Source organism: Actinokineospora sp. UTMC 2448, from assembly GCF_024760565.1.
GTDB classification, from domain to species: domain Bacteria; phylum Actinomycetota; class Actinomycetes; order Mycobacteriales; family Pseudonocardiaceae; genus Actinokineospora; species Actinokineospora fastidiosa.
The window spans coordinates 1,678,421-1,700,027 of record NZ_CP031087.1 but is presented as its reverse complement, the minus strand read 5'-3'; the positions used below and the strand labels follow the sequence as shown (position 1 = coordinate 1,700,027).

17 protein-coding genes are annotated in these 21,607 nt (G+C 72.7%); 4 read left to right on the top strand and 13 right to left on the bottom strand.

The genetic code is table 11. The features are described from left to right. From Actkin_RS08145 to Actkin_RS08115, 7 genes are all read right to left on the bottom strand, one after another. The gene (locus Actkin_RS08145) at window positions 1-1,905 is read right to left on the bottom strand and encodes a fumarate reductase/succinate dehydrogenase flavoprotein subunit (protein WP_258906562.1); all 1,905 of its coding nucleotides are present in this window, start codon (window positions 1,903-1,905) and stop codon (window positions 1-3) included. 34 nt (window positions 1,906-1,939) lie between these two features. Then, window positions 1,940-2,725, bottom strand: a complete 786-nt coding sequence (locus Actkin_RS08140) for a succinate dehydrogenase subunit SdhC (RefSeq protein WP_189211908.1) — start codon at window positions 2,723-2,725, stop codon at window positions 1,940-1,942. Window positions 2,726-2,762: 37 nt separating this feature from the next. Continuing rightward, the gene (locus tag Actkin_RS08135) at window positions 2,763-3,038 is read right to left on the bottom strand and encodes an Rv0250c family protein (protein ID WP_189211909.1); all 276 of its coding nucleotides are present in this window, start codon (window positions 3,036-3,038) and stop codon (window positions 2,763-2,765) included. Between the two features lie 220 nt (window positions 3,039-3,258). Then, window positions 3,259-3,717: a regulatory protein RecX gene (locus Actkin_RS08130; RefSeq protein WP_396122979.1), complete on the bottom strand. Its 459-nt coding sequence runs from the start codon at window positions 3,715-3,717 to the stop codon at window positions 3,259-3,261. Between the two features lie 1,445 nt (window positions 3,718-5,162). Further along, window positions 5,163-6,206 carry a recombinase RecA gene (gene recA / locus Actkin_RS08125; protein ID WP_258906559.1) on the bottom strand — a complete coding sequence of 348 codons (1,044 nt, stop codon included), beginning with the start codon at window positions 6,204-6,206 and terminating at the stop codon, window positions 5,163-5,165. Window positions 6,207-6,424: 218 nt separating this feature from the next. Then, a complete protein-coding gene (locus Actkin_RS08120) occupies window positions 6,425-6,619 on the bottom strand; it encodes a DUF3046 domain-containing protein (RefSeq protein WP_189211912.1) in 195 nt (64 codons plus the stop codon). Between the two features lie 153 nt (window positions 6,620-6,772). After that, window positions 6,773-8,686 (bottom strand): Hsp70 family protein, encoded by a 1,914-nt coding sequence (locus Actkin_RS08115; protein WP_189211913.1) that lies wholly within the window; start codon window positions 8,684-8,686, stop codon window positions 6,773-6,775. A 206-nt stretch (window positions 8,687-8,892) separates the two neighbouring features. Between Actkin_RS08115 and Actkin_RS08110 the strand changes: the two genes are divergently transcribed. Next, window positions 8,893-13,452 (top strand): ATP-dependent helicase, encoded by a 4,560-nt coding sequence (locus Actkin_RS08110; protein WP_258906558.1) that lies wholly within the window; start codon window positions 8,893-8,895, stop codon window positions 13,450-13,452. Here Actkin_RS08110 and Actkin_RS08105 read toward each other — a convergent pair. The 4 genes from Actkin_RS08105 to Actkin_RS08090 form a co-directional block, all read right to left on the bottom strand. Then, a complete protein-coding gene (locus Actkin_RS08105; RefSeq protein WP_258906557.1) occupies window positions 13,449-14,771 on the bottom strand; it encodes a phosphotransferase in 1,323 nt (440 codons plus the stop codon). The genes Actkin_RS08110 and Actkin_RS08105 overlap by 4 nt on opposite strands. A 78-nt stretch (window positions 14,772-14,849) precedes the next feature. Beyond that, window positions 14,850-15,575, bottom strand: coding sequence for a VOC family protein (locus Actkin_RS08100; protein ID WP_258906556.1), 726 nt, complete (start codon window positions 15,573-15,575; stop codon window positions 14,850-14,852). Between the two features lie 230 nt (window positions 15,576-15,805). Beyond that, window positions 15,806-16,564, bottom strand: coding sequence for a maleylpyruvate isomerase family mycothiol-dependent enzyme (locus Actkin_RS08095; protein WP_229787072.1), 759 nt, complete (start codon window positions 16,562-16,564; stop codon window positions 15,806-15,808). After that, entirely contained in the window at window positions 16,561-16,971 is a 411-nt protein-coding gene (locus Actkin_RS08090; protein ID WP_189211918.1) for an SAV_6107 family HEPN domain-containing protein, read from the bottom strand. Before Actkin_RS08090 ends, Actkin_RS08095 begins: the two co-directional genes overlap by 4 nt. Window positions 16,972-17,154: 183 nt before the next feature. On the opposite strand from Actkin_RS08090, the gene Actkin_RS08085 reads away from it, so the two are divergent. After that, window positions 17,155-17,676, top strand: a complete 522-nt coding sequence (locus Actkin_RS08085; protein WP_258906554.1) for a YbaK/EbsC family protein — start codon at window positions 17,155-17,157, stop codon at window positions 17,674-17,676. Then, the gene (locus Actkin_RS08080; RefSeq protein ID WP_189211920.1) at window positions 17,673-18,248 is read left to right on the top strand and encodes a GNAT family N-acetyltransferase; all 576 of its coding nucleotides are present in this window, start codon (window positions 17,673-17,675) and stop codon (window positions 18,246-18,248) included. The genes Actkin_RS08085 and Actkin_RS08080 overlap by 4 nt, the downstream gene beginning before the upstream one ends. Here the strand turns inward: Actkin_RS08080 and Actkin_RS08075 are convergent. Next, window positions 18,234-19,901, bottom strand: a complete 1,668-nt coding sequence (locus Actkin_RS08075; RefSeq protein ID WP_258906551.1) for a DUF885 domain-containing protein — start codon at window positions 19,899-19,901, stop codon at window positions 18,234-18,236. The two genes, Actkin_RS08080 and Actkin_RS08075, sit on opposite strands and share 15 nt — an antisense overlap. Before the next feature lie 90 nt (window positions 19,902-19,991). Here Actkin_RS08075 and Actkin_RS08070 point away from each other — a divergent pair, with 90 nt between their 5' ends. Next, the gene (locus tag Actkin_RS08070) at window positions 19,992-20,681 is read left to right on the top strand and encodes an LppM family (lipo)protein (RefSeq protein WP_258906550.1); all 690 of its coding nucleotides are present in this window, start codon (window positions 19,992-19,994) and stop codon (window positions 20,679-20,681) included. Here Actkin_RS08070 and Actkin_RS08065 read toward each other — a convergent pair. Continuing rightward, entirely contained in the window at window positions 20,678-21,562 is an 885-nt protein-coding gene (locus tag Actkin_RS08065) for a methylenetetrahydrofolate reductase (RefSeq protein ID WP_189211923.1), read from the bottom strand. The genes Actkin_RS08070 and Actkin_RS08065 overlap by 4 nt on opposite strands. Window positions 21,563-21,607: the final 45 nt, after the last annotated feature.

Below are 21,607 nucleotides of genomic sequence, written 5' to 3'. Positions count from 1 at the left end.
TCAGGACGTCCTTCCCGGGTGCGCCGCCAGCTCGGCGTCGGTGTAGTACTTCTCCAGCTCCGGCAGCTCGAACAGCTCCAGCAGGTCCTGCCGCATCGGCTCCTGCTCCTTGGGCTCCACCCTGACCTCGGGCACCAGGCCGTCGCCGCTGGCCGAGCAGACCAGCAGCGTGTTGCGCCACTGCGAGTCCATCTGCGGGAAGTCGTCGCGGGTGTGCCCGCCCCGGCTCTCGGTGCGCAGCAGCGCGGCGCGGGCGACGCACTCGCTGACCAGCAGCATGTTGCGCAGGTCGAGGGCCAGGTGCCAGCCGGGGTTGAACTGGCGGTGCCCCTCGACGGTGACCTCGTTGATCCGGACGCGCAGCGCCTGGAGCTTGTCGATGGCCTGCTCGATCTCCTCGGCCTTGCGGATGATGCCGACCAGGTCGTTCATCGCCTGCTGCAGCTCGTTGTGCAGCGTGTAGGGGTTCTCCGCGGTGTCGGTGGGGTTGAACGGCGCCAGCGCCGACAGCGCTGCGGCGTCCACATCGGACTGGGCGACGCTGGGCCGGTCGGACAGCGACTGGACGTAGTCCGCCGCGCCCAGGCCCGCGCGCCTGCCGAAGACCAGCAGGTCCGACAGCGAGTTGCCGCCGAGGCGGTTGGAGCCGTGCATGCCGCCGGAGCACTCGCCCGCGGCGAACAGGCCGGGCACGCTCGCCGCCGCGGTGTCCGGGTCGACCTCGATGCCGCCCATCACGTAGTGGCAGGTCGGGCCGACCTCCATCGGCTCCGCGGTGATGTCGACGTCGGCCAGCTCCTTGAACTGGTGGTACATCGACGGCAGCCTGCGCTTGATCTCCTCGGCGGGCAGCCTGCTGGCGATGTCGAGGAACACCCCGCCGTGCGGTGAGCCGCGGCCCGCCTTCACCTCGGAGTTGATCGCGCGCGCGACCTCGTCGCGGGGCAGCAGGTCGGGGGTGCGGCGGTTGTTCTCCTGGTCGGTGTACCAGCGGTCGGCCTCCTCGGGCGCGTCCGCGTACTGTCCCTTGAAGACGTCCGGGATGTACTCGAACATGAAGCGCTTGCCCTCGGAGTTCTTGAGCACCCCGCCGTCGCCGCGCACGCCCTCGGTGACCAGGATGCCCTTCACGCTGGGCGGCCAGACCATGCCGGTGGGGTGGAACTGGACGAACTCCATGTTGATCAGCGTCGCGCCCGCGCGCAGGGCCAGCGCGTGGCCGTCGCCGGTGTACTCCCAGGAGTTCGACGTGACCTTGAAGCTCTTGCCGATGCCGCCGGTCGCCAGCACCACCGCGGGCGCCTCGAACAGCACGAACCGGCCGGACTCGCGCCAGTAGCCGAACGCGCCCGCGATCCGGTCGCCGTCCTTGATCAGCTCGGTGACGGTGCACTCGGCGAAGACCTTGATCCGGTGCTCGTAGTCGCCGAACTCGGCGTGGTCCTCCTGCTGCAGCGACACGATCTTCTGCTGCATCGTGCGGATCAGCTCAAGGCCCGTGCGGTCGCCGACGTGGGCGAGGCGGGGGTAGGTGTGCCCGCCGAAGTTGCGCTGGCTGATCCGGCCGTCGGGGGTGCGGTCGAACAGGGCGCCGTAGGTCTCCAGCTCCCAGACTCGGTCCGGGGCCTCCTTGGCGTGCAGTTCGGCCATGCGCCAGTTGTTGAGGAACTTGCCGCCGCGCATGGTGTCGCGGAAGTGCACCTGCCAGTTGTCGTTGGCGTTCGCGTTGCCCATCGACGCGGCGCACCCGCCCTCGGCCATCACCGTGTGCGCCTTGCCGAACAGCGACTTGCACACCACCGCGACGCGCAGGCCGCGCTCGCGGGCCTCGATCACCGCTCGCAGTCCCGCTCCACCGGCACCGATCACTACAACGTCGTACGGGTGCCGCTCGACCTCGGTCATGCTGTTGTTTTCCCTCTATCTGGTGGGGTGGGCGTCAGGAGATGATGCGCAGGTCGCTGATCACGCCGCTGGCCACGAGCATCACGTAGAGGTCGGTGATGACGAGGGTGGCGAGCGTCGTCCAGGCCAGCTGCATGTGGCGGACGTTGAGCTTGGAGATCAGCGTCCACAGGCGGTAGCGCACCGGGTGCTTGGAGAAGTGCTTGAGCCGCCCGCCCGCGATGTGCCTGCACGAGTGGCAGGACAGCGTGTACGCCCACAGGAGCGTCACGTTCACCAGCAGGATGATCCCGCCGAGCCCGAGGCCGTGGGTCAGCGCCAGGATCGCGTCGTAGGTGTTGATGATCGAGATGAGGAACGCGACGTAGAAGAAGTAGCGGTGGGCGTTCTGGATGATCAGCGGGAACCGCGTCTCGCCGGTGTACCGGTCGTGCGGCTCGGCCACGGCGCACGCGGTGGGCGACTGCCAGACCGACCGGTAGTAGGCCTTGCGGTAGTAGTAGCAGGTCAGGCGGAAGCCGAGCAGGAACGGCAGAGCCAGGAAGCCCAGCGGGATCCAGCCGGGCAGCTCCGGGAGCGGAGTGCCGAAGTGGCTGGATCCCGGCAGGCAGGACTCGCTGAGGCACGGCGAGTAGAAGGGCGTCAGGTAGCCGTGCTCGGGCACCCAGTACGCCGAACCCCAGAACGACCGGATGGTCGCGTAGACGACGAAGGCCGCCAAGCCCAGGTTGGTCAGCAGCGGTGGCAACCACCACCGGTCCGTCCGCAGGGTCTTATCCGGGATGCGGGCCCTGGTGGGGGCGCCGACGCCTGACTTCATGCGCGTCCTCGTCGTGTCAGTGGTGGGGGGAGGGGAGCTATCGCTGGTAGCCCCCGACGCCCTCGTCGTCGGCGCCCTGCCAGAGCGCCGGGTCGTAGGGCGTGTCCGGCACCACCACGACGTCCTCCGCCTGACGCGGAGCCGGGGTGTGGGCGGGCTGCACCAGCTCGCCCGCATCGATGTCGAGTCGATCGATGTCGTTGGCGATCCGGCGCACGGCCGGGACATCGCCGTACCGCGCGCGTAGCGCGCCGACGCATTGCCGCAGCTGACCTATCGTCCGCTGCAGCTCGGTGTACTCCGTGCTCGACATGTCCGCACCTCCGTAAGCCGGTCGGTTCGTGGCCGCCGCGCCCGGGTAGCTCCCGGGCCCGACATCCCCTCGCCGCCGACTCTGCCGTGCCGATGCCAGGTGTGACAAGTACCACAGGGTGCGCGCCGCAGCGTCACCGAACCACTACGAAGGTGCCTAATAGGCCTGTGATATCACTCACAAACCCCCGTTATCCTGGGGAAATGAGGTGTGGTCGTGATCACTCGCCGAGCTCGTCGAGCCCCTCGGCCCCGAGTTCGGCGCGAACCACCCGATAGGCCAGTCCCTGCCCGTACCCCTTGCGCGCGAGCATGCCGACGAGCCGCCGGATCTTGGCCTGCTCGTCCACACCGGACATGGCCCGCAACCGCTTACGCACCAGCGCCGCGGCCCGCTCCTCTTCGGCCTCGTCATCCACCGCCCCCACGGCGTCGGCCACCACCGAACTGTCGACCCCCCGCCGCTTGAGCTCCACAGCGAGCGCCCGCCGCCCCAACCCCTGATGCTCATGCCGCGACCGCACCCACATCTCGGCGAACGCGGCGTCGTCGATCAACCCGGCGGCATCGAACTTGCCCAACACACTCTCGGCGACGTCATCGGGAATCTCCCGCTTCCGCAACGCCTGCGCCAACTCCGTCCGGGTGTGGGGACGCATGGTCAGCAGCCGGTAGCAGATGTCCTTGGCCTTGGCAGCAGGGTCGACGTCCTCCCCCCGCCGCCGACGCCCCTGACGCCCTTCCCCCTCACCCCGCCAGCCCCCGATTCCCCCCTCACCCCGACCGCCCGCGGTTTCCCCCTCACCCCGACGGCCCGCGGTTTCCCCCTCACCCTGACGGCCTCCGGTTTCCCCGTCACGCTGACCGCCTCCGGTTTCCCCGTCACGCTGACGGCCCCCGGTTTCCCCTGCACCCCGCCCAGGCCTGGCTTCCCCCTCGCCCCGCCGAGCCCCCGCTTTCCTCGCACCTTGCCGAGCCGTGCTTTCCCCTTCGCCCCGGCTAACCCCGGCAGCGCGTCCAGCCCCCGCATCCAGCCCATCTCCAGCACTCTGCCCACCCGCGGCGCCCGGCCCGGACTCCACCTCGGCCCGCCCGGCCGGAGTCCTCACGGCCCCGCCCTGACGTCCCAGCGCCCCACCCGCGCCTTCTGCCCGAGCCGCGCGGGAAGGGTCCTCGCCGGACGCCGGAGCCACCCCAGCCTCTTCCCGGTCGACCGCCCGAGACGCGCGCGACCTCTCCTCCCGCGCCTCCCCCACCTCACGCGCACCGGCAGACCCGGCCCCCACGCCCCCACGCCCGCGAACCGACTCAAGCCACGCCTGAGCATCCGCGACAGCATCCGCTTCCGCCGCACCAGCCCACACCGAACCCGACCGACGACCACCCGCCCGACCGAGCCCCCGCCGCCCACGCGCTGAAGCGTCCCGCTGGTCCGCCTCACCGCTCCCCGCAGCCTCACCGAGCCGCCCAGCCTCACCGAGCCCTGCAGTTTCATCACGCCCTGCCGACTCGACGTGCCCCGCAGCAGCGCGCCCAGCGATCTCGCCGCGCCGCACAACCTCACCGCGCAGCACAGCCTCGCCGGACCTCACAGGATCGGCGTGCCCCGCAGTTTCGCCCGGCCCGGCGGCCTCGCCGGACCCCACCGGCGGGTCGAACCCGCCAGGCTGACCAGCCCCCACAGGCTCGCCCCGGCCGACCTTCTCGGCGGACCCCACAGGCTCAGCGGGCCCCGCGATGTCGCCCCACCCAGCAGCCTCATCCCGCTCGGCAGGCTCGCCCCGCCCGACAGGATCGTCCCGCCCGACAGGATCGTCCCGCTCTGCGACCGTGGCGTGCCGCTCGGGCTCGGGCTCGGGCTCCTCATCCCACCGCGCGAACTCGACCGGTTCAGCGGCGGGCCCCGCCCCTTTCCCGGAGGCGTGGTCCGGTCGCCCGGGCTGCGGGCTTTCCCACGGGGCCTGGTCCTGTCGTCCTGCCTGCTCGTTTTCTGTCCGCTTGTCCCTTGTCTGTCCTTCCCCTCCCCCCGCACGGGGTGGTTCGGTGTCGTCCCAGCCCGCCAGGACGTCCGGGGGCCGGGCCGGAGTGACCACCCAGTCGTCGGGCCACTCCGACCGCCCCGACATCAGAAGTCGACCGGCGCCGGGGCGGTCGTCTCCTCGGCGTCGAGCTTGGGCCCGATGCCCAGCTTCTCCTTGATGCGCTTCTCGATCTCGTTGGCCACGTCCGGGTTCTCCAGCAGGAACTTGCGGGCGTTCTCCTTGCCCTGCCCCAGCTGGTCGCCCTCGTAGGTGTACCAAGCACCCGACTTGCGCAGGATGCCCTGCTCGACACCCATGTCGATCAGCGAGCCCTCGCGGCTGACGCCCTTGCCGTACAGGATGTCGAACTCGGCCTGCTTGAACGGCGGGGCGACCTTGTTCTTCACGACCTTGACCCGGGTGCGGTTGCCGACCGGCTCGCCGCCGTCCTTGAGGGTCTCGATCCGCCGGACGTCCAGCCGGACGGAGGCGTAGAACTTCAGCGCCTTGCCACCGGTCGTCGTCTCCGGCGAGCCGAACATGACGCCGACCTTCTCGCGCAGCTGGTTGATGAAGATCGCGGTCGTGCCCGAGTTGCTGAGCGCGCCGGTGATCTTGCGCAGCGCCTGGCTCATCAGCCGGGCCTGCAGGCCGACGTGGCTGTCGCCCATCTCGCCCTCGATCTCCGCGCGCGGCACCAGGGCGGCCACGGAGTCGATGACCAGGATGTCGAGCGCGCCGGAGCGGATCAGCATGTCCGCGATCTCCAGCGCCTGCTCGCCGGTGTCCGGCTGGGAGACCAGCAGGGCGTCGGTGTCCACGCCGAGGTTCTTGGCGTAGTCGGGGTCCAGGGCGTGCTCCGCGTCGATGAACGCGGCGATCCCGCCTGCGCGCTGGGCGTTGGCCACCGCGTGCAGGGCGACGGTGGTCTTACCGGAGGACTCCGGGCCGTAGATCTCCACGACCCGTCCGCGCGGCAGGCCACCGATGCCGAGTGCGACATCGAGGGCGATGGAGCCGGTCGGGATGACTTGGATCGGCGCCCGGGTCTCCTCGCCCAGGCGCATCACCGAGCCCTTCCCGAAGTTCTTGTCGATCTGGGCCAAGGCCAGTTCGAGGGCCTTGTCCCGATCCGGGGCTGCTGGCATCGTCGTTCCACCTTTTCGAGACTGCTTCGTGCTCACGCCGTTGACGCTACGGGCTGGGGCCGACGATTTTCCGCAGACATCGCCGTCCTGTGGACAACCGGTCCCGCTGTGGATGGATCGTAGCGAACAGGTGTTCGAGGGTGTATAACGACACGCCGTCGCCGGCGCACTGGAACATGCTCACACCGTCACCGGCGCACTGAAACATGCTCGCGCCGTCACCGGCGCTCGGTCGGCACCTCGAACACTTCGCAGACGGCCCGCCAGATGTCCTTCGTCGACAGCCCGGCGTCCAGCGCCTGGTCGACCGTGCGGCCGCCCAGAGCGGCGAAGACGTGGTCGCGGGCGATCGTGTCGGCGCGGAGCGGGCCGAACTCCTCGGCCAACCGCGCGCGGAAAGCGGTAATACGCATCAGCGCCAGTCTAGGGTCCGTAGACTGGCGCCGTGCTCACGCAGTTCTCGCCGCCGTCGGAGACCGAGTCCATGCTCCTGGACATCGGGATCATCGCCGTCCTGGTCGCCGCGATCATCACCGGCCTGCTGTACTACCGCAACCGGCGCTGACTCAGCCCGACACGCTCGGCTTGATGTTCTTCTCGAAGTAGTCGGTCAGGTCGACGGGCCCGTCGCCCGGGGTCAGCTTCGCGACCGACCCCATGATCGGGGTGTCGTCCACGCTGAACAGCAGGATGGCCGCGCCCTCGAGGATCTCCACCTCGTAGTAGGTCCCGCTGAGCTTGCCGCCGTTCCAGGCGCCGGTCTGGGCGTCGGACTTGTTCTTGCCCATCCCCGCGATCACCGCGTCGATGTTCTGGTCGACCAGGTCGGCGGAGTCGAAGTGGTAGTAGAGCGCGATGTAGCCGTCGTCGAGCGTGCAGGTGGCCGACTTCGCGCCCGGGGTCGGGATCGAGCGGGTGCCGAGGTTGATGCCGGACTCGCAGTCCCCGGTGGTGAGGACATCGCCCGCGACCTCCCGCATGCACGGGGTGAAGCCCGAGGCGTCGGTGTTCTGGTCGCTGCAGTCCGCGGCCAGGTCGCCCGAGCCGCCGCCCGACGTGGCGATGATGACGCTGACCACGCCGACCACCACGACCGCGACGATCGCCGTGGCCAGGTACCACATCTTGTTGCTGTTGGCCTTCTGCGGCGGACGCGGCGCCGGGTAGTGCGGCAGCGGGTTGGGCTGCGACGGCGGGCCGGGCGTGCCCACGGGGATCGGCGCCGACGGCGGCCCCTGCGCGGGCACCGGCGTGGACGGCGGCCCGGGCCGCTGCGCCGGGACACGGGGCGGGAACGGCTGGGCCGGGGTCTGCGGCTGCGCCGTGAATCCGCCGGTGCGCGGCACCATCGCCTGGGTGCGCTGGGCGTTCTCGATGGCCCCGCTCATGTCGCCGGTGCGCATCGTGACGCCCTCCTGGGGCACGTGGTGCGCGCCCAGGGCGACGGCGGTCTCCGGCTGGTCGAGGCTGGTCGGCACGACCCGCAGCTGCTCGGCGATCAGGGTCGCGATCAGCGGGATGCGGCTGGAGCCGCCGACGAGGTAGATGCCCGCGAGCCGGTCCGGGCTCATGCCGGTGGAGCGGATGGTCGCCGCCAGCAGCTCGACGCTGCGCAGCAGGCCCGGGCGGATCAGCGCCTCCAGTTCGACCCGCGTGACCAGCACGTCCTCGAACGGCTCCGGCAGCGGCACCTCCGTCTGCGGGTGCCGCGACAGCGCCTCCTTGGCCGCCTTGACGTCCTCGCGCAGCGCGCGCTGCGCGCGGCGGTCACCCGTGGACTCCGGCCGCAGCAGCCGCTGCCAGCCCGCGGGGTCGCGGTGGGAGACCTGCCTGCCGACGTGTTCCAGCAGCGCCTGGTCGACGTCGAGTCCGCCCAGGTCGGGCAGGCCCGCCTCGGCGAGCACGACGAAGCCCTTCTGCGTCGCGCCGACGACGGCGACGTCGAAGGTGCCCGCGCCCAGGTCGTAGACCGCGAGGGCCTGGCCGGGGGCCAGCTTCTGGCCGGGGAAGGAGGCGAAGTGCGCGGCGGCGGCGACCGGCTCGGGGACCAGCACGATGTTGGACCCCATGCCCGCCTGCCGGGCCGCGGAGAGCAGGACGTTGCGGCGCACCGGGCCCCACTGGGCGGGGTGGGTCAGCCGGACCTCGTCCGGCTTCTTGCCCGCGAGCTGCCGGGAGGTCTCGTCGGCGACCCGCCGCAGCACGCCCGCCAGCGCGTCGGTGACCGGGACGACGACGTCGCCGAGCAGCAGGGTGCCCTCGTCGACGCGGCGCTTGGGGTTGGGTTCGAACCGGGAGGGGTCGAGCCGGGCCCGCCGCTCGGCGTCGCGGCCGACGACCAGCCCGCCGTCCTCGGCGGCGAACACCGCCGACGGCATCATCGACGACCCGTCGACGTCCACCACCCGCGGCGGACGACCGTGCGCGGCCAGCACGGCGACGGTGTTCGACGTGCCGAGATCCACGGACAGGACGTTCACTGCTCTCCCCTCGTCAAGCAACCCCCAGCCGCGCTCGCCGCGGCCACCCCCGGGATGTCGGGTGTGATGCTGCCATGCCCGGTCGCGTCCATGGTCGCGGTCCTGGCAAGTGGCGGTCGTGTCAAGGGCGACCCGGCAGGCTGTGGACAGCCGGGGCCTGTGGACAACTTCCGACGGCCGTCGGTGGGCTGGGTGAAGATGGCCGGGTGAGCAGCGACGTTCTCGACGTGTTCAGCCCGGCCACCAGGCAGTGGTTCACCGGGGCCTTCGCCGCGCCCACCGCCGCGCAGGCGGGGGCGTGGCAGGCGGCCGCGGCGGGCGAGCACGCGTTAGTCGTCGCCCCCACGGGCTCCGGCAAGACGCTGGCGGCGTTCCTGTGGGCGCTGGACCGGCTGGCGACCGATGGACCGCCCGCCGAGGCCAAGCACCGGTGCCGGGTGCTGTACGTGTCCCCGCTGAAGGCGCTGGCGGTGGACGTGCAGCGCAACCTGCGGGCGCCGCTGGCGGGCATCCGCCAGGCCGCGCACCGGCTCGGCCTGCCCGAGCCGGACATCACGGTGGGCATGCGCACGGGCGACACCCCTGCGGACGAGCGGCGCGCGTTCGCCCGGACCCCGCCCGACGTGCTGGTCACGACGCCGGAATCGCTGTTCCTGATCCTCACCTCCGCGGCCAGGGAGTCGCTGCGCGGGGTCCGGACGGTGATCGTCGACGAGGTCCACGCCGTCGCGGGCGCCAAGCGCGGCGCGCACCTTGCCCTGTCGCTGGAGCGGCTCGACGCCCTACTGGAGTCCCCGGCCCAGCGGATCGGGCTGTCGGCGACGGTGCGGCCGGTTGAGGAGGTGAGCGCGTTCCTGTGCGGCGGGCGGCCGGTGACGGTGGTGCGGCCCGCGTCGGCCAAGACGATCGAGGTGCGGGTGGAGGTGCCGGTCGAGGACATGTCCCGGCTGGACGAGCAGCCGCCCATGAGCGAGGAGGACGGCATCCGGCCGCCGCCGAGGAACTCGATCTGGCCGTCGGTGGAGCGGCGCGTGCTGGAGCTGGTCCGCGGGCACCGGTCGACGATCGTGTTCGCCAACTCGCGGCGGCTGGCGGAGCGGATGACCGCCCGGCTCAACGAGCTGGCCGAGGAGGAGGTGCCCGACCTGGACCGCTTCCCCGCGGAGGCCATCGGGCAGTCGGGGCTGGCGCGGACGACCACGCCCGTGGTGGCGCGGGCCCACCACGGGTCCATGTCGCGCGAGCAGCGGACGATGGTGGAGGAGGACCTGAAGGCGGGCCGCCTGCCGTGCGTGGTGGCGACCTCGTCGCTGGAGCTGGGCATCGACATGGGCGCGGTCGACCTGGTGGTGCAGGTCGAGTCGCCGCCGACGGTGGCGGCCGGGCTGCAGCGGGTGGGCCGGGCCGGGCACCAGGTGGGCGCGGTGTCGCGCGGGGTGATGTACCCGAAGTTCCGCGGCGACCTCGTCTCCTGCGCGGTGGTCGCCGAGCGGATGTCGGCGGGCGCGATCGAGGCCGTGCGCTACCCCCGCAACCCGCTCGACGTGCTGGCCCAGCACATCGTGGCGATGACGGCGGTGGAGCCGTGGACGGTGGACGAGCTGGCGTCGGTCGTGCGGCGGGCGGCCCCGTACGCGGCGCTGCCCGACTCGGCGCTGTACGCGGTGCTGGACATGCTCGCGGGGCGGTACCCGTCGGAGGAGTTCGGCGAGCTGCGTCCGCGCGTCACCTGGGACCGGATCTCCGGGGAGCTGCGCGGGCGGCCGGGCGCCCAGCGGCTGGCGGTGACCTCCGGCGGCACGATCCCCGACCGCGGCCTGTTCGCCGTCATGACCCCGGGCGACGAGGGGCGGCCCGGGTCGCGGGTCGGCGAGCTGGACGAGGAGATGGTGTACGAGTCGCGGGTGGGCGACACGTTCCTCCTGGGCACGTCCGCGTGGCGGGTCGAGGACATCACCCACGACCGGGTGATCGTCACGCCAGCCCCGGGCGAGCCCGCGCGGATGCCGTTCTGGAAGGGCGACTCCCCGGGTCGGCCGCTGGAACTGGGCCGCGCGCAGGGCGCGTTCCTGCGGGAGCTGGCCGCCGCCGAGCCCGCGGCGGCCCGGGAGCGGGCGGCCGCGGCCGGGCTCGACGCGTGGGCGACCGACAACCTGCTGGCGTACCTGGCCGAGCAGCGGGAGGCCACCCGGCACATCCCCGACGACCGCACGCTGCTGGTCGAGCGGTTCCGCGACGAGCTGGGCGACTGGCGGCTGGTGGTGCACTCGCCGTTCGGCGCGCAGGTCAACGCGCCGTGGGCGCTGGCCATCGGCGCCCGGCTGCGCGAGTCGCGCGGGGTCGATGCGCAGATCGCGCACTCCGACGACGGCATCGTCGTCCGGCTGCCCGACACGGTCGACGACTCCGGGCGGGAGCTGGTCGCGGGCGCCGAGGACGTGATCCTCGCGCCCGAGGAGGTCGAGCAGGTCATCGTCGCCGAGGTGGGCGGCTCGGCGCTGTTCGCCTCCCGGTTCCGCGAGTGCGCGGCCCGCTCGCTGCTCCTGCCCCGGCGGGACCCGCGCCGTCGGACCCCGCTGTGGCAGCAGCGACAGCGATCGGCGCAGCTGTTGTCGGTCGCCTCGAAGTACGAGCAGTTCCCGGTCGTGCTGGAGGCGATGCGCGAGTGCCTGCAGGACGTGTACGACGTCGCGGGCCTGCGTGAGCTGATGACCGACGTGCGGGCGCGGCGCGTGCGGGTGGTGGAGGTCCAGACGCAGTCGGCGTCGCCGTTCGCCCGCAGTCTGCTGTTCGGCTACATCGGGATGTTCCTCTACGGCGAGGACGTCCCCCTGGCCGAACGTCGGGCGGCCGCGTTGTCCCTGGACAGCGCGCTGCTGGCCGAGTTGTTGGGGTCAGAGGCCATCCGGGAGCTGCTCGACCCGGAGATCGTGGCCGAGGTCGAGCGCTCGCTGCAGCGGCTTACGCCGGAGCGGCACGCCCGGCACGCCGAGGACGCCGCCGACCTGCTGCGCTTCCTGGGCGACCTCAGCGAGGCCGAGGCGGCCGAGCGGGGCGTGCGGCCGGAGTGGCTGGCCGAGCTGCAGCAGGCCCGGCGCGCGCTGCGGGTGCGCATCGGCGGCGAGGAGCGGTACATCGCCATCGAGGACGCGGGCCGGGTTCGGGACGCGCTGGGCACCGCGTTGCCGGTCGGTGTGCCGGAGGTGTTCACCGAGCCGGTCCCTGACCCGCTCGGCGACCTGCTGTCGCGTTATGCCCGCACGCACGGGCCGTTCCCGGCGGCGGAGGCCGCCGAGCGGTTCGGGCTGGGGGTGTCGGTGGTGACGGGCGTGCTGGAACGACTGGCGGGCTCCGGCAGGCTGGTGCGCGGCGAACTGCGGCCCGGCGGCACGCACACCGAGTTCTGCGACGCCGACGTGCTGCGACGGCTGCGGCGCGCGTCGCTGGCCCGGCTGCGCGCCGAGGTCGAGCCGGTCGAACCGGCCGCGCTGGGGCGGTTCCTGCCGGGGTGGCACGGCGTGGGCCGCAAGCAGCGCGGGCTGCCGACCGCTGACGATGTGCTGTCGGTGATCGAGCAGTTGGCGGGGGCCCCGCTGCCCGCGAGCGCGTTGGAATCGCTGGTGCTGCCCGCCCGGTTGCCGGGCTACAGCCCGGCCCTCCTCGACGAGTTGACCGCGACGGGCGAGGTGACGTGGTGCGGCACGGGGTCGCTTGCGGGCGGCGACGGCTGGCTCGCGCTGGCCCCGTCCGACGTCGCCGACCTGCTGCTGCCCGATGTCGAGGAGGCGGTGCCCGACACCCCGCTGCACGGCGCGGTGCTGTCCGCTTTGGACGGTGGCGCGCTGTTCTTCCGCCAGTTGGCCGACCGTGCCAGTGCCGTTCTGCTCGACGGGGGCGCCGAGGCGCCCGGCGACGCCGACGTGATCGCCGCCCTGTGGGACCTCGTGTGGGGCGGTCTGGTCACCAACGACACCTTGGCGCCCCTGCGGGCGGTGCTGTCCGGCGGCGGCGCCCACCGGCCGCGTCGGTCGGCGCCCCGCGGCCGCTACGCCCGGATGCGCGCGGCGCGCCCGAGCATGCCGAGCCGGACGGGCCCGCCGACGGTGGCGGGCAGGTGGTCGCTGGTCCCCGACCGCGAGACGGAGACCACCCGGCGGGCGCACGCCCGGGCCGAGGCGTTCCTGGAACGCCACGGCGTGCTGACCAGGGGCGCGCTGGACACCGAGCGCGTGACGGGCGGGTTCAGCGGGGTCTACAAGGTACTGCGGGCGATGGAGGAGTCCGGGCAGATCATCCGCGGCTACGTCGTGGAGGGGCTGGGCGCGGCGCAGTTCGCCAGTCGGGGCGCGGTGGACCGGCTGCGCGCGTTGTCCCGCTCGGATGACGCGGTGGTCGACGCGGAAGCGGTGGTCCTGGCCGCGGCCGACCCGGCCCAGCCGTACGGGGCCGCCCTGCCGTGGCCGGACCCGGTCGGCGCTGGTGGCCACCGTCCGGCCCGCAAGGCGGGCGCCTTGGCGGTGCTCGTGGACGGCACGCCCGCACTGTACGTGGAGCGGGGTGGGCGGACGCTGCTGTCGTTCACCGAGGCCGAGGCAACTCTCCGCTCCGCCGCGGAGGGCCTGTCCCGGGCGGTGCGCGACGGCTGGTTAGGCGAGCTGTCGGTCCAGCGCGCCGATGGCGAGGTGGCGCTCACGTCGTCGCTGGCGGATGTCTTACGCGAGGCGGGCTTCCGCGCGACGCCGAAGGGCTTACGCCTGCGCGGCTAGGCGTCGAACGTGTGCGGGAAGTGGGCGATGGCCGCCCGGTAGTACGCCGGGTTGTCGGTCTCGATCCCGTACGCGGCGTCCTCGATGAGGGTGCAGCGGGCGTAGAACACCGTGCGGTCGAAGTCGGCCGCGCCGTAGGGACCGCGGTAGTGGCTGAGGACGGCGTCGTGCACCGCCGGTCCGAGGTCGAGGAACAGCCGCGCGAAGTCCTGGGCGCGATCGGTGACGGCGGCGTCAGTCCAGTCGATGACGCCGGTGAGCACACCGGTCTCGGTGTCGACGAGCAGATGTTCAGCACCGAGATCGTTGTGCGAGAAGACAAGCGGCCCGGCCATGGCGGGCGGCTCACTATCCAGGAAGGACTCGACGGCCCGGCGTTGCGCCGGTGTCAGAAAGGAGGAGATGGACCGATACGACTCGACGGCCTCGGCCAGCCAGACCCCGGTCGACTCGTCGTCCACCCCCGCGAGCACACCGAACTCTGCCACGGGCGCGTTGTGGAGCACGGTGAGCAGTTCGGCGAGCGGACCCGCCAACGCGGCATCGTCCACCCGCCTCAGCTCGGGTTCGATGTCGATGTCCCCGAAGCGGACATCGAGAAGCTGCGTACCCGGCAGCTCGCGGTAGACGAGGACACCAGCCTCGGCGTCCACCACCAGCGGCACAGGCACGGCAACCGCGACCCCGCCCGCGGCAAGCAACGCGCCAACAGCCGTAAGCAAGTCCGCATCCCGCTTGGTGGCGGCAGCACGAGCAGCCAAACCAGCCTGCTCAGCATCGAGGCCGGACAAGCCACCCTGCCCGACACCGCGGTCAGGAAAGCCACTTTGCCCGGCAACGTGACCGGGCAAGCCACCCTGCCCGACAACGTGACCAGGCAGGCCGCTCTGCCGGGCAACGCCGTCGCGCAAGGCGCCCTGCGCAGCGACGCGGCCGGGCGCAGCGCTCTGCGCAGCGACGCGGCTGGGCGAGTCGGGCAGGCCGGGTGAGTCGGACAGGAGGGCTTGGCCAGGGGCGACACCGGCTTCGTCGCCGACCGCTTCGGGTCGGTGTTCGTGGTGTCCGACTGCGGGGCTGCGTAAGTCAGGCTGCCCACCATCGCGGTCGGGCGGGTGAGCATGCCCGGCAGCGCGGCTAGGCGCGTCGGCGTGTGTGGAGTCGCGGCTGGAGGAGGCGGCTTGGGTGGTGGCGTGGGTGGCGGCATGGGCGGGCGGCGGCGGGGCTGGGTCGGCAGGTGGGGCGGGCTGCTTGGCTACGCGGACGATGTAGTTGTCGGCCTTGTAGGCGATGTTGTCCTGGCCTTCGCCCAGGTACGTCACTGTGGTGACGGGGAGGCGGTGGCGAGCGAGCAGGGCGCGGAGGGCGGGCTCGTCGGGGGTGGTGGGGGGCACGGGGGATCAGCGGGGGCTGAGGATGCAGAACTCGCTGCCCTGGGGGTCGGCCAGGACTTTCCAGGGGACGTCGCCTTGGCCGATGTCGGTCTCGGTGGCGCCCAGGGCGCGGAGGCGGTGGGCTTCGGCGTCCAGGGTGTCGTCGGGGTAGGGGGCCACGTCGAGGTGTAGGCGGTTCTTGACCGTCTTCGGGGCGGCGGGCAGGAACTCCAGCCAGGGGCCGCGGGTCTCGGGGTGACGCAATGAGGCTGTTCCGTCGGTCTGGCGGAGGAGATTCCAGCCGCTCGCGGCCTGCCAGAAGGTGGCGGAGGCGGCGACGTCGGTGGTGTCCACGACGATCGCGGCCAGGGCGCCGGTGTCGGCGTACTCGGGGCGGGGGTCGAGGACGCAGAACTCGTTGTCCTCGGGGTCGGCCATGACCACCCAGGGCACTGCGCCCTGGCCGATGTCGATTCGGCGGGCGCCTAGGTCCTCGGCGCGTGCGACGGTGGCCAGCTGGGCATCGGCGGTGGCGGACGCGAGGTCGAGGTGGAGCCGGTTCTTGGCGACCTTCGGATCGGCGACGGGGACGAACACCAGCTCCAGCGGGCACCCGTCCCCGGCCGCGGGCTCGACGTCGACCTCCTCGTGGTCGGCGAAGGTCAGCGGCCAGTCGAGCAGGGCCGCCCAGAACTCGGCCTGCCCGCGCATGTCGGCCGCGTCGACAACCACGCTCACCAAACGAGTCGCCATGGCGGCACCGTAGTCGACCCCGAGGACGCCGTCGCGCCAATTTCCGGCGTGACGGGGCGGTCGGGTGCTGCGGCCCCGGATCGGATGAGGCGGCGTGATCGGGGGCTACGGAGTCGAGAGAAGGCTCGCAAGAAACGAAGGGGGTGCTGCGCTGGAGAAGGGGTGAGAACAGGCAGGTGGGAAGGACACGGTGGCTCGTGTCCTCCCCAGACGGGGGTGCCGGTCGGTGTCTACTTGGTGGCCAGGCGGAGCAGTGCCCAGAACTGCGCTATCGCGTCGAAGTCGCCGGATTGCGTTATCGCTCGGTCGTAGACGGCGCGGCGGCCCCAGAGCCACAGGTACAGCTCGGTCGGATCTCCGGTGATCACCGCGTCGGCGGGGGTTGTGGGCGACACCTCGGCCGTTGACGTGCCTGTCGCGTCCATTGTGGCCAGCCAGGTCCGGTGGGCCGAGCGGACCGCCACCGTGGCCGGGCGGGTGCCCGCCACCCCCTTCTCCGCCAGGCGGTGGGTGAACCAGAGGGTCATGACCTCGTCGATGCCGTCCAGGGCGACCTCGTCCGGTATCGGGCTCAGGTCGCGGGATTGGGCGGCCTCGATGTCCGTGCGGTGGATCGTCGACTCGTGCGCCATGCGCCTGCGCCAGAAGGCGTAGGTGCGGTCGTCGGGGTGCCAGGTGGCGCACGGGGTGTTCGGCGGATGCGCGGCCAGTTCGCCCAGCAGGGCGCGGAGGCCGTCGCGGAGGTAGTTCTCCACCGTCTCGCCGTCGGCGGGTTCTCGGTGCCAGATGGCCGGACGCGTGCCGGTGCGGATCCAGGTCACGACCATGCGGTAGACGCTGCCGAGGTGGCGGGCGGTCTCCCCGACCGTCAGGCCGGGGCAGCCGGGCACGGGGCGGTCGTGGTCGGCGCCCTCGGCGGCCATGGCCGCGCGGGTGCCCTCCCGTTCCACCACGTCGAGCAGGTCGTCCTGGGTGAGGGCGCGGGTCACCGCCGGGAGCCGTGGACGGCGCGGTGCACCAGGGCGACGAACAGCCCGGCCTGGCGGGCCAGGTCGTCCGCGGCGCGCGGGCCCACCCGGTCGACCAGACCGGCCTGCACGGCGGCCCGCGTGCCCGAGCAGGAGGCGAAGAACGCCGCCCACTCGCGCATCTCCGGGGCCACCGACGACAGCAGCGTCCAGACGCTGGTGGGCTTGGCCCGCCCCCGGTGCGGCCGCCCGCGCACGGCGAGCAGCGCCGCGGCGGCGCGCAGGGCGCACAGGTACGCGTCGGCGAAGCGGTAGGCGGGGTGGGACTGGCGGGCGGCTTCGGTCAGGCCGTCCTCGGCCTGGCGCAGCAAGGCCACCGCGGTGGGCGGCACGGCCGGGGTGACGGGGAAGTCCAGGGTGCTGGTCACGGGGGACTCCTCTCCTCGACTGGACCGCTGGTGGGCCGCCGAGGGGAGCCGGCGGGGCTCGGCGGCGAGGCGCTTCCCCCGCCGCACCGCCGAGCCGTATCGAACTTGTGTTCGATAGTACCACCGTAACCGCAGGAAGGGGGCCTATCAACCGCCGCATCCGGAAGGTGATGTGATGGAGCGGTGACCACACTCGACCACCCCGCGGTGCTGACGATCGCCGCGGAGTTGCGGGCCAAGGGCATGGCCGGGGCCGCCGCCGGGATCCGGATGCTCGACGACGACGTGCGCACCGCGGCCGCGGCCGCCGCCGCGCTGGGGATCGAGGTCGGCGCGATCGCCAACAGCCTGGTGTTCGCCGCCCACCACGGCGCGGAGAAGCGGCCGCTGCTCGTGCTCACCTCGGGCAGGCACCGCGCCGATCCGGCCAAGCTGGCCGCCCTCACCGGGGCGGACGCCATCAGCCGCGCCGAGCCCGCGTTCGTGCGCCTGCACACCGGGCACGCCATCGGCGGCGTCGGCCCCGTCGGCCACCCCGCGCCCGTGCCGACCCTGGTGGACACCGCTCTGGCCGACTACCCGGTGGTGTGGGCCGCGGCCGGGCACCCGAAGTCGGTGTTCCCCACCACCTACGCCGATCTGGTGATCCTGACCGGGGGCACCGCTGCGGTCGTGGCCGTGGGAGAGGATGATCCCATTCCGTGACCGCCGCCCCGTCCCCCCACGTGCAACGGTTCGTCGAACTGCGGGTCGACGAGCTGCGCGCGCGGCTGCGCGAGGCCCTCGACCTCTACGTCACCGCGATGCGCTACCCCCAGGGCACGGCCGAGCAGCGGGCCCCGATGTGGCTGGCGCACATGATGCGCGAGGGCTGGCGCTGCGTGGCCGCCCTCGACGACCGCGGCCGCCTGGCCGGGATCGCCTACGGCTACCGCGGCGCACCCGGCCAGTGGTGGCACGAGCAGGTGCGCCGCGGGGTCACCGAGCAGAGCGGCGCCGCGGTCGCCGACCTGTGGATGTCGGACTACTTCGAGCTGACCGAGCTGCACGTGCGCCCGGAGATCCAGGGCCGGGGCACCGGCGCGGAGCTGGTGGCCCGGCTGGTGGACGGCGTCCCCAGCGCGCACGTGCTGCTGTCGACGCCGGAGGGCCCGTCGCGCGCGTGGCGGCTGTACCGCAGGCTCGGCTTCACCGACGTCCTGCGGCACTACCGCTTCGCGGGCGACCCGCGCCCCTTCGGCGTCCTCGGCCGGGTGCTGCCCCTAGAGGAGCGCTAGCCGCTCGCGCAGGGTGTCCAGGCCCATGCCGCCCATCTCCAGCGCGCGCTGGTGGAACTCCTTGAGGTCGAACGCCGACCCCTTGCGCGCCTTGACCTCGTCGCGCGCGGCCAGCCACAGCCGCTCGCCGAGCTTGTACGCAGGCGCCTGCCCCGCCCAGCCCAGGTAGCGGTCGACCTCGTCGGCGATGCAGTCCGGGTCGGTGATCGTGCGGGTGCGCAGGAACTCCAGGGCCAGCTCGGCGTTCCACCGCTCGCCCTCGTGGAAGCCGGTGCCGCGCGGGATCTCCAGGCCGAGGTGCACGCCGAGGTCGATCACCACGCGGGCGGCGCGGAAGAGGTGGGCGTCGAGCATGCCCAGCAGGTTGCCGTCGTCGTCGAGGTAGCCGAACTCGCGCATGAGCCGCTCGGCGTAGAGCGCCCAGCCCTCGCCGTGCCCGGACACCCACGCCATCGAGCGCTGGAACCGGTTGAGGCTGTCGCCCTGGAACACCGCGGTCGCGATCTGCAGGTGGTGGCCCGGAGCGCCCTCGTGGTAGACGGTCGTGACCTCGCGCCAGGTGGAGTAGTCGGTCTTGCCGTCGGGCACCGACCACCACATGCGGCCGGGCCTGCTGAAGTCCTCGGTCGGGCCGGTGTAGTACGCGCCGACGACGCCGCCGGGCGGGGCGATCAGGCACTCCAGGGCCATGAGCCGGTCCGGGATGTCGAAGTGGACGCCGCGCAGGTCGGCGAGCGCCTGGTCGGACAGGCCCTGCATCCAGTCCTGGAACGCCTGCTTGCCCGCGATGCGGTAGCGCGGGTCGGCGTCGAGGGCCGCCGCGGCGCCCGCGATGCCAGCGCCGGGCGCGATCCGCTCGGCGACCTGCTTGATCTCCGCCTCGACCCGGCTGAACTCCGCCCAGCCCCACTCGTAGGCCTCGTGCAGGTCGATCCTCGCGCCGAGGAAGTTGCGGGACCACAGCTGGTAGCGCCGCTCGCCCACCGCGTCCTCCCGGGGGGCGCGCGCTGCCAGCTCGCCGGTCAGGAACTCGGCCAGCTCGCCGTACGCCGCGGCCGCCTTGCCAGCGGCGGCGTCGAGGTCGGCGCGCAGGGCGTCGCTGGTCACGGACGCGCCCGCGACGAGTCCGGTGAAGTGGCCGTCGGCGGCGACGCGGCACTGCTCCGCGGTCTTGACGACCTGGCGCAGCGCGGGGGCCTGCCCGGCGTCGGCGGCGGCCAGCAGCGCGGCCCGGTAGCCCGCGAGCGCGTCCGGCACGCCCGCGAGGCGCTTGGCGATGACCGCCCAGTCGTCTGCCGTCTCGGTGGCCATCAGGTCGAACACCTGGCGGATGTCCTGCGGCGCCGAAGCGATGACGTTCAGCGGCGCGGTCAGCTCGCCCGCGTCGTAGAGGTCGGCGACGACCCCGACCCGCTCGGTGAAGACCGCCTTGGCGTCGGCCTCGGACTTGTCGGCGGGCTCGGCGGCTGCCATCGCCGCCAGCGCCCTGCGCGCCAGCTCCGCCCTGGCCGCCACCCCGTCCGGGGAGAGGTCGGGCATGCGGTCGTCGTAGCCGACGATGCCCTCGTACGTGGCCAGGATGGGGTCCAGCGCCGCGAGGTCGTCGACGTAGGAATCGCTGATCTTGTGCACACCGTCATGTGGGGACGCCATGCCCGGCACGCTACCTGTCGGGTGACCGCCCACGGCACCGCATCACCTCCCCCGCTGAACGGTCCGGGCAGGTACGGCAGGATGACACGGGTGCACTCCCGCGAAACCGACAGCCGTCCCCGTTTCCGCAGGCAGGCCCTACTGGCCGTGCTCGCAGTCGTGGCCACGCTCGCGCTGTCGGGCTGCGTGCGCGTGCAGGCGGCCCTCGCGGTGTCCGACCGCGACACCGTGTCCGGCCAGCTGGTGATCGCCTCGGTCCTGCTGCGCAAGGAGGACACGGGCCCGGAGCTGACCGTGCCGCCGGAGCTCATGGCGAAGGTCAAGACCGAGCCGTACACCGCCGACGGCTACGTCGGGACCACGGTCAGCTTCCAGGAGCTGACCTTCGCCGAGGTCGGCCTGCTCACCCAGACGCTCACCCCGGGCAGGCAGTACCGGCTGAGCTTCCGCCGCTCCGGCAACCTGGTCACCATGGCGGGCTCCGCCGACCTGAGCGAGCTGCCCGCCGACCGGGCGGACGTGCGGCTGCGGGTCGCCTTCCCGGGCACGGTGATCCAGACCAACGGGGTGAACGAGGACGGCACGGTGAGCTGGACGCCGAAGCCGGGCGCGGTCACCGAGTTCCTGGCCACGATCGAGTACAGCGACCGCTCCGGCGTGTCCTGGACGAAGTGGGTGGCGATCGTCGGCGCAGGCGCCGTGGGCGTCGCGCTGCTGGTCGTGGTGCTCGCCCTGGCCGCGCACCGGCGCGACCGCAGGCCCGAGGTCCAGCGGCACTAGGCCCTGGCGGGCACCAGCCCCAGCCGGGCCACCACCTCGCGCGTCGCCTTCGAGCGGTTGAACGTGTAGAAGTGCAGCACGTCCACGCCCTCGGCCAGCAGCCGCTGACAGGTCTCGGTGACGATGTCGACGCCCTCGGCGCGGAAGGCCTTGGCGTCGTCGACGAGCGGGTCGAGGCGGGCGGCGATGCGCGCGGGCACGTCGGAGCCGGACAGCTCGATGGTCTTGGCGAGCACCTTCGGCGTGGTCATCGGCATCACGCCCGGCAGGATCGCCGCGTCGCAGCCGCGGGCGGCGACCCGGTCGCGCAGGCGCAGGAAGTCCTCGGGCTCGAAGAACAGCTGGGCGATGGCGAAGTCGGCGCCCGCGTTGAGCTTGCGCACCAGGTGGTCGGTGTCGGTGTCGAGGTCGGCCGAGCGCGGGTGGCCGTAGGGGAAGGCGGCGACGCCGACGCAGAAGTCGCCGAGGTCGCGGACCATGCGCACGAGGTCCTCGGCGTAGGCAAGGCCCTGCGGGTGCTGGACCCACTCGCCCATCACGTCGCCGGGCGGGTCGCCGCGCAGGGCCAGCACGTTGCGGATGCCCTGCTCGGCGAACCAGCCGATGACGTTGCGCAGCTCGGCCACGGAGTGGTTGACGGCGGTGAGGTGTGCCATCGAGCACAGGTCGGTCTCCCGCGCGAGCCTGCCGGTGGTGCGCAGGGTGCGGTCGCGGCTGGAGCCGCCCGCGCCGTAGGTGACGGACACGAAGGCCGGGTCCAGGCCCTCCAGCTCGCGGATCGCCCGCCACAGCCGCTGCTCGTCGGCCTCGTCGCGGGGCGGCATGAACTCGACGGAGAAGACCGGACGGCCTGATCTGATGCGCTCCACCACCGTGGTCATGGTTTAAAGGGTATCCAGCCACCGGGACAGCGCCCATCTCGTGGA